The organism is Actimicrobium antarcticum (assembly GCF_039536745.1).
GTDB lineage: Bacteria > Pseudomonadota > Gammaproteobacteria > Burkholderiales > Burkholderiaceae_D > Actimicrobium > Actimicrobium antarcticum.
Window position 1 is genome coordinate 586,559 of sequence record NZ_BAAAZE010000008.1, and the last position, 14,678, is coordinate 601,236.

General features: G+C 58.6%; 14 protein-coding genes. 11 read left to right on the top strand and 3 right to left on the bottom strand.

What is annotated here, in order from left to right; genetic code table 11:
• Positions 1-27: 27 nt before the first annotated feature.
• The 6 genes from ABD720_RS10610 to lpxC all read left to right on the top strand — a co-directional run bounded on the left by ABD720_RS10610 (position 28) and on the right by lpxC (position 6,393).
• Positions 28-993, top strand: a complete 966-nt coding sequence (locus ABD720_RS10610) for a D-alanine--D-alanine ligase (protein ID WP_344763252.1) — start codon at positions 28-30, stop codon at positions 991-993.
• Between the two features lie 21 nt (positions 994-1,014).
• Complete coding sequence (locus tag ABD720_RS10615) at positions 1,015-1,794, top strand: cell division protein FtsQ/DivIB (protein ID WP_344763253.1); 780 nt, start codon at positions 1,015-1,017, stop codon at positions 1,792-1,794.
• A gap of 70 nt (positions 1,795-1,864) precedes the next feature.
• A complete protein-coding gene (gene ftsA, locus ABD720_RS10620; RefSeq protein ID WP_344763255.1) occupies positions 1,865-3,097 on the top strand; it encodes a cell division protein FtsA in 1,233 nt (410 codons plus the stop codon).
• 203 nt (positions 3,098-3,300) lie between these two features.
• Positions 3,301-4,518, top strand: a complete 1,218-nt coding sequence (ftsZ, locus tag ABD720_RS10625; RefSeq protein WP_344763256.1) for a cell division protein FtsZ — start codon at positions 3,301-3,303, stop codon at positions 4,516-4,518.
• A gap of 234 nt (positions 4,519-4,752) precedes the next feature.
• Entirely contained in the window at positions 4,753-5,259 is a 507-nt protein-coding gene (locus ABD720_RS10630; protein WP_344763257.1) for a peroxiredoxin, read from the top strand.
• A gap of 198 nt (positions 5,260-5,457) precedes the next feature.
• Complete coding sequence (gene lpxC, locus ABD720_RS10635; RefSeq protein WP_344763258.1) at positions 5,458-6,393, top strand: UDP-3-O-acyl-N-acetylglucosamine deacetylase; 936 nt, start codon at positions 5,458-5,460, stop codon at positions 6,391-6,393.
• 83 nt (positions 6,394-6,476) lie between these two features.
• Here lpxC and ABD720_RS10640 read toward each other — a convergent pair whose 3' ends face one another.
• Positions 6,477-6,968: a DciA family protein gene (locus ABD720_RS10640; RefSeq protein ID WP_344763259.1), complete on the bottom strand. Its 492-nt coding sequence runs from the start codon at positions 6,966-6,968 to the stop codon at positions 6,477-6,479.
• Positions 6,969-7,074: 106 nt separating this feature from the next.
• Between ABD720_RS10640 and ABD720_RS10645 the strand changes: the two genes are divergently transcribed.
• The 5 genes from ABD720_RS10645 to ABD720_RS10665 all read left to right on the top strand — a co-directional run bounded on the left by ABD720_RS10645 (position 7,075) and on the right by ABD720_RS10665 (position 13,662).
• Positions 7,075-8,037 carry a M23 family metallopeptidase gene (locus ABD720_RS10645; RefSeq protein WP_344763260.1) on the top strand — a complete coding sequence of 321 codons (963 nt, stop codon included), beginning with the start codon at positions 7,075-7,077 and terminating at the stop codon, positions 8,035-8,037.
• A 157-nt stretch (positions 8,038-8,194) separates the two neighbouring features.
• Entirely contained in the window at positions 8,195-10,957 is a 2,763-nt protein-coding gene (secA, locus tag ABD720_RS10650; RefSeq protein WP_344763261.1) for a preprotein translocase subunit SecA, read from the top strand.
• Between the two features lie 156 nt (positions 10,958-11,113).
• Complete coding sequence (argJ, locus tag ABD720_RS10655) at positions 11,114-12,352, top strand: bifunctional glutamate N-acetyltransferase/amino-acid acetyltransferase ArgJ (protein WP_344763262.1); 1,239 nt, start codon at positions 11,114-11,116, stop codon at positions 12,350-12,352.
• Between the two features lie 13 nt (positions 12,353-12,365).
• On the top strand, positions 12,366-13,232 hold the full coding sequence (locus ABD720_RS10660) for an ATP-binding protein (RefSeq protein ID WP_344763680.1): 867 nt from the start codon (positions 12,366-12,368) through the stop codon (positions 13,230-13,232).
• Entirely contained in the window at positions 13,225-13,662 is a 438-nt protein-coding gene (locus ABD720_RS10665) for an NUDIX domain-containing protein (RefSeq protein ID WP_344763263.1), read from the top strand. Before ABD720_RS10660 ends, ABD720_RS10665 begins: the two co-directional genes overlap by 8 nt.
• Before the next feature lie 19 nt (positions 13,663-13,681).
• On the opposite strand, the gene yacG is transcribed toward ABD720_RS10665, so the two are convergent.
• On the bottom strand, positions 13,682-13,879 hold the full coding sequence (yacG, locus tag ABD720_RS10670; protein WP_344763264.1) for a DNA gyrase inhibitor YacG: 198 nt from the start codon (positions 13,877-13,879) through the stop codon (positions 13,682-13,684).
• Positions 13,880-13,894: 15 nt separating this feature from the next.
• On the bottom strand, positions 13,895-14,650 hold the full coding sequence (gene zapD, locus ABD720_RS10675) for a cell division protein ZapD (protein ID WP_344763265.1): 756 nt from the start codon (positions 14,648-14,650) through the stop codon (positions 13,895-13,897).
• Between the last annotated feature and the right edge of the window lie 28 nt (positions 14,651-14,678).

The following is a 14,678-nucleotide window of genomic DNA, read 5'->3' on the forward strand; positions in this document are numbered from 1 at the left end:
ACGACGAGCACAGCAGCGACTACACCAATGAGCACAGCAACAGCGCAGCAATTCGGCAAGGTCGGCGTCCTGCTCGGCGGTCGCTCGGCCGAGCGCGAAGTTTCGCTGATGTCGGGGCAGGGCGTGCTGGCGGCGCTGCGCAGCAAGGGCATCGATGCGCACGCATTTGACCCGGCCGAACGGTCGCTGGCCGAACTCGCCGCCGAGCAATTCGATCGCGTCTTCATTGCGTTGCATGGCCGCTTTGGCGAAGACGGCACCTTGCAGGGCGCGCTCGAACTGCTGGGCATTCCGTACACCGGTTCCGGCGTGATGGCGTCGTCGATCGCGATGGACAAGGTCATGACCAAGCGTATCTGGCTCAGCCACGACCTGCCGACGCCACGCTTTCTGGTGCTGGATGCTGATACGCCGAACAATGTACTGGATGACGTGCCGGAAGAACTTGGCCTGCCGCTGATGCTCAAAGCCCCGCACGAAGGCTCGACCATCGGTATCAGCAAGGTGGTCACGAGCGCCGAGATGCATGCCGGCTTTGCGCTGTGTGCCAAGTACGACAGCGTTGTGCTGGCCGAAGAATTTATCAGCGGACGCGAGATCACGGTGCCGGTGCTGGGTACCGGACGCACCGCCCGCGCACTGCCGATCGTCGAGATTCGCGCGCCGCAAGGCAACTACGATTACGAACACAAGTACTTCAGCGACGACACCGAATACCTATGCCCGGCGCCATTCGATGCAGCCACCACGCTGCGCCTGCAGGACATCGCGGTGCGCGCCTACAATGCGGTCGGCTGTTCGGGCTGGGCCCGGGTCGACCTCATGCTGCGCGCCGGTGACGACGCGCCGTTCCTGCTGGAGGTCAACACCTCGCCCGGCATGACTGGCCACTCGCTGGTGCCGATGGCGGGCAAGGCGGCCGGCATGAGTTACGAAGACCTGTGCGTCGACATCCTGCAATCGGCCCGGCTCAATGCCGACCAGACCAACTGACCCGGAGCGACGCAGACCATCATGTGGCAAGACATCAAATTGCTTAACGCAACCGCCAACACCCTGCTCGGTGCGCTGATGATCGCGCTGCTGGCATCGGGCGTCTGGTGGGTGGCGCAGCGGCCGATGTTTACGCTGAAGGTGATCCGTGTCGATGGCGTGGCCGAGCGCCAGCTGTTGCACGTCAATCCTCTCACCATCAAGAGCACGGCGCTGCCACGGATTCGCGGGAATTTTTTCACGGCCAATCTGAGTGCCGTGCGGCTGGCGTTCGAAGCCGTGCCATGGGTACGCAAGGCCACCGTGCGGCGCGAATGGCCAAACCGCCTGATCGTCACACTGGAAGAACACGAGCCGCTCGGTACCTGGGGCGATGAAGGCCGGCTGGTATCGGTGGCGGGTGATGTCTTTACGGCCAATCTGGCCGAAGCCGAAGAAGCTGGCCAGTTGCCCGAATTCAGTGGCCCGAGCGGTACCGAAAAAGAAGTCGTGGCGCGCTTTGCCGAATTGACCGCCTGGTTCGCGGCGGTCAATCTGAGGCCGGAAAGCCTGACCCTGTCGAGTCGCTATGCCTGGTCGGTCAAGCTCAATAACGGCATGACCGTCGAGCTGGGTCGCGAGCAGACCAGGACCACGCTGCAGGAGCGCGTGGCACGGCTGATCACGGTGTATCCGCAACTGGTGGCGCGCCTGCAGGACCGCATCGAGCGCGTCGACATGCGCTATCCGAACGGTCTGGCGCTGCAAGCCAGTGGCATTGCATTCGGACCGGACAAGAAAGGCGCACCGCGAAAACAATGAGCCACTTACCTGATTTTCTGATTTACCTCTTACTCCACAGCGGCACACCCGGAACGGCAAGAACAACACCATGACAAAAGACGCGAAAAACCTGATCGTCGGACTCGATATCGGCACCTCGAAAGTGGTGGCGGTCGTCGCTGAAGTGATGCCGAATGGCCGGCACGAAGTGATCGGCCTCGGGCAGCACGAGTCGAAAGGCCTGAAGAAGGGTGTCGTCGTCAATATCGAGGCGACCGTCGAATCGATCCAGCGCGCTCTCGAAGAAGCCGAGCTGATGGCCGACTGCAAGATCCGCAATGTTTATACCGGCATCGCCGGCAGCCACATCCGCAGTTTCAATTCCAGCGGGATGGTCGCCATCAAGGACAAGGAAGTCACGGCTGCCGACGTGGCCCGCGTGATCGAAACCGCGAAGGCGGTCAACATCCCGACCGACCAGCAATTGCTGCACACGGTGCCGCAGGAATTTATCGTCGATAACCAGGAGGATGTGCGCGAACCAATTGGGATGAGCGGAATCCGACTTGAGGTCAAGGTGCACATCGTCACCGGTGCGGTGTCGGCTGTACAGAACATTGTCAAGTGCGTACGCCGTTGCGGGCTGGAAGTGTCCGACCTGATTCTGCAACCGATGGCCTCGGCCGACGCGGTGCTGACGCCGGATGAAAAAGAACTTGGCGTGGTGCTGATCGATATTGGTGGTGGCACCACCGACGTGGCGATCTTTACCGAAGGCGCGATTCGTCACACCGCCGTGATCCCGATTGCCGGTGACCAGATCACCAACGACATCGCGATGGCCCTGCGCACGCCGACTTCCGAAGCTGAAGAAATCAAGCTGCGCTATGGCGTGGCCAAGCAGGTTCTGGCCGATCCGGGCGAAACCCTGGAAGTGCCGGGCCTGGGCGATCGTGGTCCGCGTAACCTGTCGCGCCAGGCGCTGGCCGCCGTGATCGAACCGCGCATCGAAGAATTGTTCGCGCTGGTGCATCAGGTGGTGCGCGAGTCCGGTTACGAAGAAGTGCTGTCGTCGGGCATCGTGCTCACCGGCGGCTCGGCAATGATGCCGGGCATGGTCGAACTGGCCGAAGATATTTTTTTGAAACCGGCGCGTCTGGGCACACCGGATTACAGCGGTCAACTGGCCGACGTGGTTCGCAGCCCACGCTATGCCACTGTGCTGGGCCTGCTGCTTGAAGCAAAAAAACAGTACGTGCGCGGCAATGTCGTCACCCGCCAGGATGGTTCGGTGAAGGCGATCTGGCAGCGTATGAAGGAATGGTTTTTGGGGAATTTTTAAGGACGCACTAACGACATGACGTCCGTTGCAGGAAGCTGATTGGCAGTTGAAATAGATCTGAATGAAATGAAGTAGTCGTCCATTAGTTGTCGTCCTTTTTTGAATTGCACCACATTGAATTACACCGCAGTTTGCAGTTGCTAGTTGTCACACAGCGCGTGATGACTATCGACTGACAACTGCCTACCCTTTAAGGAATTGCCATGGAAATCGAACTGGTTGAAAACGTAACACTGGGAACCGTGATCAAGGTCGTCGGTATTGGCGGCGCTGGCGGCAATGCTGTTCAGCACATGATCAACAAGGGCGTGATGGGGGTCGAGTTCATCGCCGCCAACACCGACGCACAAGCACTGAAAAATTCAAAAGCCCACAACGTGATCCAGATCGGCGAGACAGGCCTGGGCGCCGGGATGAAGCCGGCAGTCGGTCGCCAGCTGGCGGAAGAATCGCGTGGCCGTATCGAAGATGCATTGCGCGGTGCGCACATGGTCTTCATTGCTGCCGGCATGGGCGGCGGGACCGGCACCGGTGCCGCACCGATCATTGCGCAGATCGCCAAGGAGCAGGGCGCATTGACGGTGGCGGTGGTGTCCAAGCCGTTCTCGTACGAAGGCCAGAAGTGCATGGAAATCGCCGAAGAAGGTCTGGAAGCGCTGTCGCAGCACGTCGATTCGCTGATCATCATTCTCAACGAAAAGCTCGAAGAGATTTATGAAGACGACAGCATGATCGAATGGCTGCAGCACGCCGACGATGTGCTCAACAATGCGGTGGCCGGGATTGCCGAGATCATCAATGTGCAGGGTCACATCAACGTCGACTTCAATGACGTCAAGACCATCATGGGCGAGCAGGGCAAGGCCATGATGGGGACCGCAACGGCGTCCGGCGTGGATCGCGCACGCATCGCTGCCGAACAGGCCGTGGCCTCGCCACTGCTCGACGGCATCGACTTGTCGGGTGCACGTGGCGTGCTGGTCAACGTGACAGCGAGCCGCAGCCTCAAGGGCAAGGAAATCAAGGAAGTCATGGGCACCGTGCGCGCTTTTGCAGCAACCGATGCGTTCATTGCGCAAGGCATCGCCTACGACGAAACCATGGGCGACGATATTCGCGTCACCGTGGTCGCGACCGGTCTGGGCCGTGCACGCAAGAACGTGCAACTGGTACAAACCCCGATGCTGCGTACCGGCACCCACAACGAACCAATGATCGCGCATGCGGCTATCAACTCGGGCATGGGCGCAGGCATGGCAAGCGGCATGCACCAGGGCGGCAAGCAAGCCGGCTCGTTCGACGGCCTGAAAGCGCCGGCAGTATGGCGTCGCGAATCAGCTTCCGAAACCGTGCGGGCGCTGGAAAAGAACGGCATGGAAACGTATGACATTCCTGCTTTTCTGCGCAAGCAGGCGGACTGATTTGGTGTAGTCCGTACCGGTTGTAGTTGCAACGTTACGCCGGCAGTACATCCCCGACCGGGGCCACGTGAACCACGTCAGACCATGGCGTTGTGCACGCGGCCCCGGTTTGGCATTGCGGCCCGTGATGGCTTTTCCCTGCGAAAAAAAACAGAACGAGGCATACTGCGCACTCCGCGCCGGTCATGCCGGCGTTCCATTTGACCCCACCTATTTCACTCGGAAGGAAATACCATGACCATCAATATTGGCGACCGTTTGCCAGAAGGTACGCTTGCAGAATTCATCGAAGTCGAATTGGCTGGTTGTTCGCTCGGCCCGAATACTTTCGCGGTATCGGGCCTGACCAAAGGCAAGACCATCGCGATCTTCGGACTGCCTGGCGCCTACACGCCGACCTGCTCGGCGCAGCATGTCCCCGGTTACCTCAAGCATGCCGCTGACCTGAAAGCCAAGGGCGTCGATGAAATCTGGTGCATCGCGGTGAACGACGCTTTCGTGATGGGTGCATGGGGCCGTGACCAGAAAGCCACCGGCACGATCCGCATGATGGCCGATGGCAATGCTGCATTCTGCAAGGCGCTGGGACTCGATGCCGACTTCAGCAAGCATGGCATGGGTACACGGTCGCAGCGCTATTCCATGCTGGTCCAGGATGGCGTGGTCAAGCAGTTGAATGTGGAACAGGGCGGTAAGTTTGAGGTGTCGTCTGCAGAAGCCTTGCTCGCACAGCTGGGTTGATCTGTCTCAATCTTGAAAAAACTGGCGCAGAAATGCGTCTTTTTTTTGCCCGTTTCGCGTTCGCAGCAGTGGCGCGATGTCTATCCTGAGATCGGTACATGGTTTGATGTGAAAGACGGCACGTTCGTTGTGGTTCACATTGTTACGTCCGGTTGCCCGCACGGAATTGCTTTGCGCGCACATTGCTATAATCGCGCCATGCTAAAACAACGTACTGTCAAACAACTGGTCAAGACCACTGGCGTCGGCCTGCATTCCGGGACCAAAGTCTCGCTGACGTTGCGCCCTGCCGCGCCGGATACCGGGATTATTTTTCGCCGTGTCGATCTCGATCCGCCGGTCGATTTGCCCGCCAGCGCACTGGGTGTCGGTGATACCCGCATGGCATCGACGCTCGACAATCATGGCGTGAAGGTGTCGACGGTCGAGCATCTGATGTCTGCCTGTGCCGGTCTGGGCATCGACAATTTGGTTGTCGACGTGACCGCCGAAGAAATTCCGATCATGGATGGATCGGCCTCGTCGTTCGTGTATCTGTTGCAGCAAGCCGGTTTGCAGGAACAAAATGCGGCTAAAAAATTCATTCGGGTCACGCGCGCCATTGAAGTCTCCGATGGCGAAGGCGACAAGCGCAAATGGGCGCGACTGGAACCCTTCAACGGTTTCAAACTGAAGTTCTTCATCGAGTTCAATCATCCCGCCGTGGATGGCACTGGCCAGACTGCCGAGGTCGACTTTGGCATTGAATCGTATGTCAGGGAAGTCTCGCGGGCGCGTACGTTCGGTTTCATGCAGGATGTCGAAACCCTGCGCGGCATGGGCCTGGCGCGTGGCGGCTCGCTCGAAAATGCCATCGTGATGGATGAGTACCGGATTCTGAATTCGGATGGGCTGCGGTATGAAAACGAGTTCGTGCGTCACAAGATACTCGATGCGATCGGCGACCTCTACCTGATCGGTCATCCGCTGCTGGCCAGTTACGTTGCGCACAAATCCGGACATGGCCTCAACAATCAGTTGTTGCGCGCCTTGCTGGCGCAACCTGATGCCTACGACGTCGTCAGCTTCGATACACTCGATACAGCACCCGCGACGTACGTCCGTCAGGCCGCAGAAGAATGGGCATTGAATTAAGCAGATGCCGTCAGGGCGGATTTGCTGCCGTCACCATGCAGGTCATGCAGCACTAAACCCACACCATTCAGCGCCGACGTCCTTCAGGTCCGTCGGCGTTTGACCATGACGCTGATTGCCGCCAGCAATGTTGCGTTGCGTGGCGTGTTTTCGAGCGTAGTTTCGAGCTCCATCAAAGCCGACAGTGCCGGGTCTGGTAGCCTGAGTTGCTTGACGATGGGCGGCTTGTCGAGAGTCTTGCCAACTTGCACTTTCAACCGGATTGCACTAACCTGCCAGCCCCGCTTCTGTAGTGCTTCCTGCAATTTCGGGAGCTGCTGCTTGAGCTTGGAAGCGATGGCGGCATTCGGTGTCGACAGCACCAGTTGGCCAGATTCGAACTGCAACACACCGCATGCGGAAAACATCGAGGGCAAGGTTTCCGCGCAATCGTGCTGCAATGTCGCCATGCGCGTAATCGACGGCATCAGCGCAGCCAGCTTATCGTGAACTTGCAAAAAATCGGTCGCGCCGCGCGATGTCGGTACGTATCGCAGGCCCTTTTTGGCCGGCACAAAAGTGGAAGGTCGCAGCATGGCGAAACCTTACCATACCGGCGGCCAGCACTAACCCGTTTACAGAGCGCCAAGTTGTTCGCACACCCTGCTGCACAGTTCATCCGAACGAGTCAATGGAGTCGAGATGCAAATCATTTTTGTGCACCCCCGTTTCAACAAGGCGCGGTCTGTCACGCTGACCCTGAAGCACTGGTTGCTGGCGGGTCTGGTGGCGCTCATCGCCTTGAGCGCAGGTGCGGCGTTGCTGTCGTGGCTGATCTTGCGTCACGCCAGTGAGATCAATGTGCCGATGGTGCAGACACTGCTGAAAGCGAACGGCCAGGATGATGCCAAAAAAAATGACCGGTACCTGCGCGAAAACCTCTCGGCGATGGCCATCAAGCTGGGAGAAATGCAGGCGCAGCTGATGCGGCTCGATGCGCTCGGCGAGCGTGTTCAGGGCCTGTCCGGCGTCAAGCCGGAAGAATTCAATTTCAAGGAATTGCCAGGCCGCGGTGGCGCCGAGCCCGTCAATCCGCTGCGCCCTCCCGCCACGCCGTTAAGCATTAACCAGTTCCAGCGTGCAATCGAGGTGCTGGTGCTGGACGTCGAGCATCGCTCCGACTACATGAACGTCGTCGAAACAACACTGATGTTCGACAAGATCCGCTCCAAACTATTGCCGACCATCCAGCCAGTCAACGTGTCCTACAACGCGTCCGGTTTTGGCTGGCGCTTCGACCCGTTTACCGGCCACAGTGCCTTTCATGAAGGCATTGATTTCCCTGCGTCGACCGGAACCCCGATCATTGCCGCAGCAGGCGGCGTTGTCATCGCCGCGGAATTCCACCATCAGTTCGGCAACATGCTGGAGATCGATCATGGCAACGACATCGTCACCCGCTATGCGCATGCATCCAGGCTGCTGGTCAAAGTCGGCGATATCGTCCAGCGTGCCCAGCATGTGGCCGACGTCGGTTCGACCGGCCGTTCCACGGGGGCGCATCTGCATTTTGAAGTGCTGGTCAAGGGCATACAGCAGAATCCGCATAAGTTTCTGATCGCCGGTTCGAACCAGTCAAAACTGCCGGCACTGACGCAAAGATAGAAGATCATTGGTCATGCGCTATTGTTTCGCGGCCGGTAACCCCAACGTTACTGAAGCACCATGATAAACTCCGTCCCTTTATCCAAAGTCCGTTCGTGCTGCGCAAACTGTCTTTACGCATCCGAAATTTTTCCGGCGCCTAATTTAAGATCCAAGCATGTCATTACTGACCCAGATTTTCGGTAGCCGCAACCAGCGACTGCTTAAGCAATACCAAAAAACCGTGCGCGAAATCAACGCCATGGAACCCTCCATCGAGAAATTGTCGGATGCAGAATTGCAGGCGAAAACGCCAGCGTTCAAGGCGCGCATCGCCAATGGCGAAAAGCTCGACGATCTCCTGCCCGAAGCCTTTGCGGTCTGTCGCGAAGCCAGTCGTCGCGTGCTGAAGATGCGCCACTTCGATGTGCAGCTGGTGGGCGGTATGGTTTTGCACTTCGGAAAAATCGCGGAGATGGGAACCGGCGAAGGCAAGACGTTGATGGCAACGCTGCCGGCCTACCTCAATGCGCTGTCCGACAAAGGCGTGCATGTGGTGACCGTCAATGATTACCTGGCCCAGCGTGATGCCGAATGGATGGGGCGCCTGTATGGCTGGCTTGGCCTGTCGAGCGGCGTCAATCTGTCGCAGATGGATCACGACGACAAGCAGGTCGCCTACGCCGCCGACATCACTTACGGCACGAACAACGAATTCGGTTTCGACTACCTGCGCGACAACATGGTGTTCGATGCCGGCGACCGCGTACAGCGCAGCCTGAACTTTGCGATCGTCGATGAAGTCGATTCGATCCTGATCGATGAAGCCCGTACGCCGCTGATCATTTCCGGCCAGGCCGAGAACCACACCGAGCTGTATCACAAGATCGATGCCGTGCCGCCGCTGCTGACGTTGCAGATCGGCGAAGAAACGCCGGATGGCAAGAGCAAGGTGGACGTCCCAGGTGACTACACCAAGGATGAAAAAGCCCATCAGGTGCTGCTGACCGAAGCCGGCCACGAAAAAGCGGAACAGATCCTGACGCGCATGGGCTTGCTGCCGGAAGGCGCGTCGCTGTATGACTCGGCCAACATCACGCTGATCCATCACCTGTACGCCGCCCTGCGTGCGCACACGCTGTATCACAAGGATCAGCATTACGTGGTGCAGGACAACGAAGTCGTCATCGTCGATGAATTTACCGGTCGCCTGATGACAGGACGGCGTTGGTCGGACGGCTTGCATCAGGCCGTCGAAGCCAAAGAGCATGTCAAGATTCAAAACGAAAATCAGACGCTGGCGTCGATCACGTTCCAGAACTATTTCCGCATGTACGGCAAGCTGGCCGGCATGACAGGCACTGCCGATACCGAAGCCTACGAATTCCAGGAAATTTACGGACTGGAAACCGTGGTCATTCCGCAGAATCGCCCGAATCAACGCAAGGACCGGCAAGATCAGGTCTACAAGACCAACGAAGAAAAATACAAGGCAATGCTGGTGGATATCCAGGATTGCTACGAGCGTGGTCAGCCGGTGCTGGTCGGCACCACCTCGATCGAAAACTCGGAACTGTTGTCGGGCATTCTCGACACGGCGAAGCTGCCGCACAACGTGCTCAATGCGAAGCAGCATGCCCGTGAAGCAGAGATCATCGCGCAGGCCGGCCGTCCGAAAGCCATTACGATCGCCACCAACATGGCAGGTCGTGGTACCGACATCGTGCTGGGCGGGAGCGTTGAAAAGCAGGCGCAATTGTCCGAAGCCGATGCCGCACTGAGCGACGCACAACGGCAAGCTGGTATCCAGAAATTGAAAGACGAGTGGCAGTTGTTGCATGACCATGTCGTGAAAGCGGGTGGCCTGCATATCATCGGTACCGAACGGCATGAATCGCGCCGCGTCGACAACCAGTTGCGTGGTCGTTCGGCGCGTCAGGGAGATCCGGGTTCATCCCGTTTCTATCTGTCGCTGGATGATGCCTTGCTGCGTATTTTTGCCGGTGACCGCGTGCGCGCGATCATGGACCGCTTGAAGATGCCGGAAGGCGAGCCGATCGAAGCAGGCATCGTGTCGCGCTCGATCGAATCGGCCCAGCGCAAGGTGGAAGCCCGCAACTTCGATATCCGCAAACAGCTGCTGGAATACGATGACGTTGCCAACGACCAGCGCAAGGTGATCTACACCCAGCGTAACGAGTTGCTGGAGTCGCAGGATGTGTCGCCGCTGGTGGCCTCGCTGCGCCATGGCGTATTTACGGATCTGTTCCGTGAACATGTGCCGGCCGAGTCGGTGGAAGAGCAGTGGAATATCCCTGCCCTCGAAAACACCCTGGACCTTGAGTGGCAACTGAAGGTGCCGGTCGCCGAGATCCTGGCGTCGAGCCCGAACATCACCGACGAAGAATTGCTGGAAAAAGTCGTGCACGAGGCGGATGCGTCGTACGACAGCAAGATCGCGATTGTTGGCAAGGAATCGTTTGCCGGCTTCGAGCGCAGTGTGATGTTGCAGAGCGTCGATACCCATTGGCGCGAACATCTGGCGGCACTGGACCATCTGCGCCAGGGTATTCACCTGCGCGGTTATGCCCAGAAAAACCCGAAGCAGGAATACAAGCGCGAAGCCTTCGAACTGTTCGGTCAGATGCTGGAGATGATCAAGAACGATGTCGTCAAGACCGTGATGACGGTACGCATCCAGTCGCGCGAAGAAATCGATGCCGCCGAAGAGCAGCTGGCCCGTTCGCAGGTCGAGAACGTCAGCTACCAGCATGCTGATTTTGATCCTGATGCAGCGCCCGAAGAATTGCTGGCACCGACCGCCAATCCGGCTAGCGACCAGCAAGAGCCGCTGATCAACGGGATGAAGGTCGGCCGTAACGATCCATGTCCGTGTGGCAGCGGCAAGAAATACAAGCTGTGCCACGGCAAGCTGACCTGATTCGGCTGGTCATAAAAAAGGCAGGATTTCCTGCCTTTTTTTTCGCCTGAATTTTGATCCGGACGGCGGCACAGAATTTACAATGTGCTTTCCTGATCGTCCAACACGCCGTTCACTTTCGCTTTCACCTTCACTCTCACCGACAAGTTAAATCCCATGGCCGTCAATTCTCCCCTTCCAATCGCAGCGAACCTGAAACCAGTTACCGGCATCGAACTCGGCCACGCCGAAGCGGGCGTGCGCAAAGCGCATCGCAAGGACGTATTGGTGATGACGCTGGCGCCGACGGCGACGGTCGCCGGTGTCTTCACGACCAACCGGTTTTGTGCCGCGCCAGTCCAGGTGTGCAAGGCGCATCTGGAGGGCTTGCATATCTCTGGCGCGCCGATCCGCGCGCTGGTGATCAATACCGGGAATGCCAATGCCGGCACCGGTGAAACCGGGCTCGCCAGCGCCAACGCCGTCTGTAGCGCGCTGGCCGATTTGCTGGGGTGTGAAGCGTCGCAGGTATTGCCATTTTCGACCGGCGTGATCCTTGAGCCGCTGCCGGTCGATCGCGTCACCGCCGGCTTGCCGCAGGCGCTGACCAACTTGAAGGCAGATAACTGGTACAACGCGGCCGAAACCATCATGACGACCGACACTCAGCCCAAGGCGGCGTCCGCCACGGTCGTGATCAACGGCGAGACCATTACCCTGACTGGCATCAGCAAGGGCGCCGGCATGATCAAACCGAACATGGCGACCATGCTCGGCTTTCTGGCGACCGATGCGGGCGTGGCGCAAAACGTGCTGGAGCACATGGTCAAGCAAGCTGCAGATCAATCCTTCAACTGCATCACCATCGATGGCGACACCTCGACCAACGACTCGTTCATGCTGATTGCCACCGGCACCGCCAGCCTGCAGGTGACCGACATCGCCTCCCCCGACTACGCCGTACTGGCCGAGGCGGTTACGACGATTTCGCGCCAGCTCGCGCAAATGATCGTGCGCGATGGCGAAGGCGCGACCAAGTTCATCACCATCACGGTGGAAGACGGAGTCTCGGTCGAGGAGTGCCGCAAGATTGCGTATTCGATCGGTCACTCGCCACTGGTCAAGACCGCCTTCTTCGCGTCGGACCCGAACCTGGGGCGCATCCTCGCGGCGATCGGTTACGCCGGTGTCGATGATCTGGATGTCAGCAAACTCGATCTGTATCTCGATGACGTGCTGGTGGCGCGCAACGGTGGTCGCAATCCTGCCTATCAGGAACAGGACGGCCAGCGCGTGATGAAACAAAGCGAAATCACGGTACGCGTGAAGCTGGGACGCGGCACTGCCTGCGCCACCATCTGGACCTGTGACCTGTCGCACGATTACGTGACCATCAACGCCGATTACCGGTCTTGAGAGGGCAATGACCATGTTCCAGCTCGACCAGTTCCTGCAACGCGCCGAACACCTGATGACCCGGCTTGAAGCCATCCTGCCGCAGCCACCGACCGCCATCGACTGGCAGGCCGGCGTGGCATTTCGCTGGCGCAAGCGCGGCGATGCGGGCAGCTTGCAACCGGTACGGCAAATCGCCCCGATTGCACTGTCTGACCTGCAAAACATCACCATACAGAAGCAGCAAATTGAACAGAACACGCTGCAATTCGTGCGCGGCCTGCCCGCCAACAATGTCCTGCTGACCGGCGCACGCGGCACGGGCAAGTCATCGCTGATCAAGGCCTGTCTGAATCAGTTTTCTGACCAGGGCCTGCGTTTGATCGAAGTCGACAAGGATGACCTTGCCGATCTGGCGGATATCGTCGACCTGGTGGCAGGGCGTCCCGAGCGCTTCATTGTCTTTTGCGATGACCTGTCGTTCGAAGAGGGCGAGCGCGGTTACAAGGCGCTGAAAGTGGCGCTCGACGGCAGCATCGCGGCGCAATCGGACAACGTGCTGATTTATGCCACGTCAAACCGTCGTCACCTGCTGCCGGAACGGATGTCGGACAACGCCAGTTATACCCACGGCGACGAGGGCGACCTGCACCCCGGCGAAACCGTCGAGGAAAAAATATCGCTGTCCGAGCGCTTCGGTTTGTGGGTTTCGTTCTATCCGTTCAAGCAGGACGATTACCTGCTCATCGCGGCGCACTGGCTGGCGTATTTTGGCTGCACCCCGCAACAGGTCGAGGCAGCGCGGGGAGACGCGTTGCGCTGGGCATTGCAACGCGGATCGCGTTCTGGTCGGGTTGCGTGGCAATTTGCGCGGGACCATGCGGGCAAATTGCATGGCTGACGAGGTGGCGAATACGATGGCTAACGAGATGGCTAACACCGCGCCGATCGACGTGGCGGTAGGCATTCTGATGCAAGCCAATGGCGATGTCTTGCTGGGGCAGCGCCCGGCTGGAAAACCGTACGCGGGCTACTGGGAATTCCCGGGCGGGAAGGTCGAGGCCGGGGAAAGCATTTTTGCCGCGCTACAGCGTGAATTTGTCGAGGAACTTGGTATCGAGGTGCGCAGTGCCGAGCCTTGGTGCTGTGTCGATTACGCCTATCCGCATGCCCACGTACGCCTGCATTTTTATATCAGCCACGACTGGCGCGGCGAACCGCAAAGCCTGGAAGGACAGGCGTTTGCGTGGCAGGGCAGCGTCGAATGCACGCCGTTATTGCCGGCGACGATACCGTTGATCGCCTGGCTGGACCGGATGCGTTTCGGCTGAACTGAAGGCTGTCAGAGGATCAGTATTGCCGCGGTGGCGATGTCTCTTCGTCGTCCGGATCATCCAGCGGTGTGACTGCCGGTATCGTGTATTTCTCTTCGGCCCATGCGCCCAGATCGATCTGCTTGCAGCGCTCCGAACAGAATGGGCGGTACTTGTTTTTTTCCGACCATTCCACCTTGGTGGCGCAGGTCGGGCAATTGACTACGGTTGCCATGTGCTGGTGTTCTTCTTAAAAATTGCAGAGGGTCAGTTCGAACGGAACATCGGCCTCGCTGGGTTTTGGTTTCATGTCGCCGTCCTGCGAGGTAAAGCGGACCCACAACATGTATTTGTTGGCAGAGATTTCCGGAATCGCGCCGAGCGATTCGTCGAGGGATAGCCTGAGCATCTGATACACCTTGCCTTGCAGCATTTGCTGGTAACTGCCGGCTTGGGCGATCATCGCATGCGAGCGACCGGATTCACGCAGCAGTCGCAGTACCAGGTTGATCGCGCCGAACAAGGGCGCCAGCGGTGCAAACCAGGCCGCGATGTCGTCGAAGCGCTGCTGGGCCGGCCGGTGCTGCCATGCATAGTAGGACGGCAAATCGAATTCGCAAGCGCCACCCGGGATGATGGTGCGCCCGCGAATACTCATCAGCCACTCATTGTCGCGTACATTCTGGCCGGTCTTGCCTTGTGCTGCAACGAGCGCCGAGCTGATCTGGTCGACCTCGGACAGCACTGCATCGAGGCGCTCTGGCTGTACATTGGGATTAGTGCGGAAGCCCAGCAGGGTTTGCTTTTGCCGTTCGAGTTCCTGCAATAAATCGGATTTGAGATCGGCCCGACCCGCCACTTCAAGCATATCGAAAATGGTCGACAGCGCGACGTGATGTTGCAGCGGATGTTCTTGCTGCAAAAAGAACGTGAATTTCTGGTAAAGGTCTTCCAGCCGCAACAACGTGCGAATACGCTCGTTGAAAGGGTATTCGTAGACAATCAAAATGGAGTCCCTAAAAAGTTCTGCTAAC

What these genes read in the sequence shown, in the direction of transcription:
- ABD720_RS10630 (WP_344763257.1), top strand. Translation starts at nt 4,753, where the DNA reads ATGACCATCAATATTGGCGACCGTTTGCCAGAAGGTACGCTTGCAGAA.
- ABD720_RS10615 (WP_344763253.1), top strand. Translation starts at nt 1,015, where the DNA reads ATGTGGCAAGACATCAAATTGCTTAACGCAACCGCCAACACCCTGCTC.
- lpxC (WP_344763258.1), top strand. Translation starts at nt 5,458, where the DNA reads ATGCTAAAACAACGTACTGTCAAACAACTGGTCAAGACCACTGGCGTC.
- ftsZ (WP_344763256.1), top strand. Translation starts at nt 3,301, where the DNA reads ATGGAAATCGAACTGGTTGAAAACGTAACACTGGGAACCGTGATCAAG.
- ABD720_RS10665 (WP_344763263.1), top strand. Translation starts at nt 13,225, where the DNA reads ATGGCTGACGAGGTGGCGAATACGATGGCTAACGAGATGGCTAACACC.
- ftsA (WP_344763255.1), top strand. Translation starts at nt 1,865, where the DNA reads ATGACAAAAGACGCGAAAAACCTGATCGTCGGACTCGATATCGGCACC.
- ABD720_RS10660 (WP_344763680.1), top strand. Translation starts at nt 12,366, where the DNA reads ATGTTCCAGCTCGACCAGTTCCTGCAACGCGCCGAACACCTGATGACC.
- ABD720_RS10640 (WP_344763259.1), bottom strand. Translation starts at nt 6,968, where the DNA reads ATGCTGCGACCTTCCACTTTTGTGCCGGCCAAAAAGGGCCTGCGATAC.
- ABD720_RS10610 (WP_344763252.1), top strand. Translation starts at nt 28, where the DNA reads ATGAGCACAGCAACAGCGCAGCAATTCGGCAAGGTCGGCGTCCTGCTC.
- secA (WP_344763261.1), top strand. Translation starts at nt 8,195, where the DNA reads ATGTCATTACTGACCCAGATTTTCGGTAGCCGCAACCAGCGACTGCTT.
- yacG (WP_344763264.1), bottom strand. Translation starts at nt 13,879, where the DNA reads ATGGCAACCGTAGTCAATTGCCCGACCTGCGCCACCAAGGTGGAATGG.
- argJ (WP_344763262.1), top strand. Translation starts at nt 11,114, where the DNA reads ATGGCCGTCAATTCTCCCCTTCCAATCGCAGCGAACCTGAAACCAGTT.
- ABD720_RS10645 (WP_344763260.1), top strand. Translation starts at nt 7,075, where the DNA reads ATGCAAATCATTTTTGTGCACCCCCGTTTCAACAAGGCGCGGTCTGTC.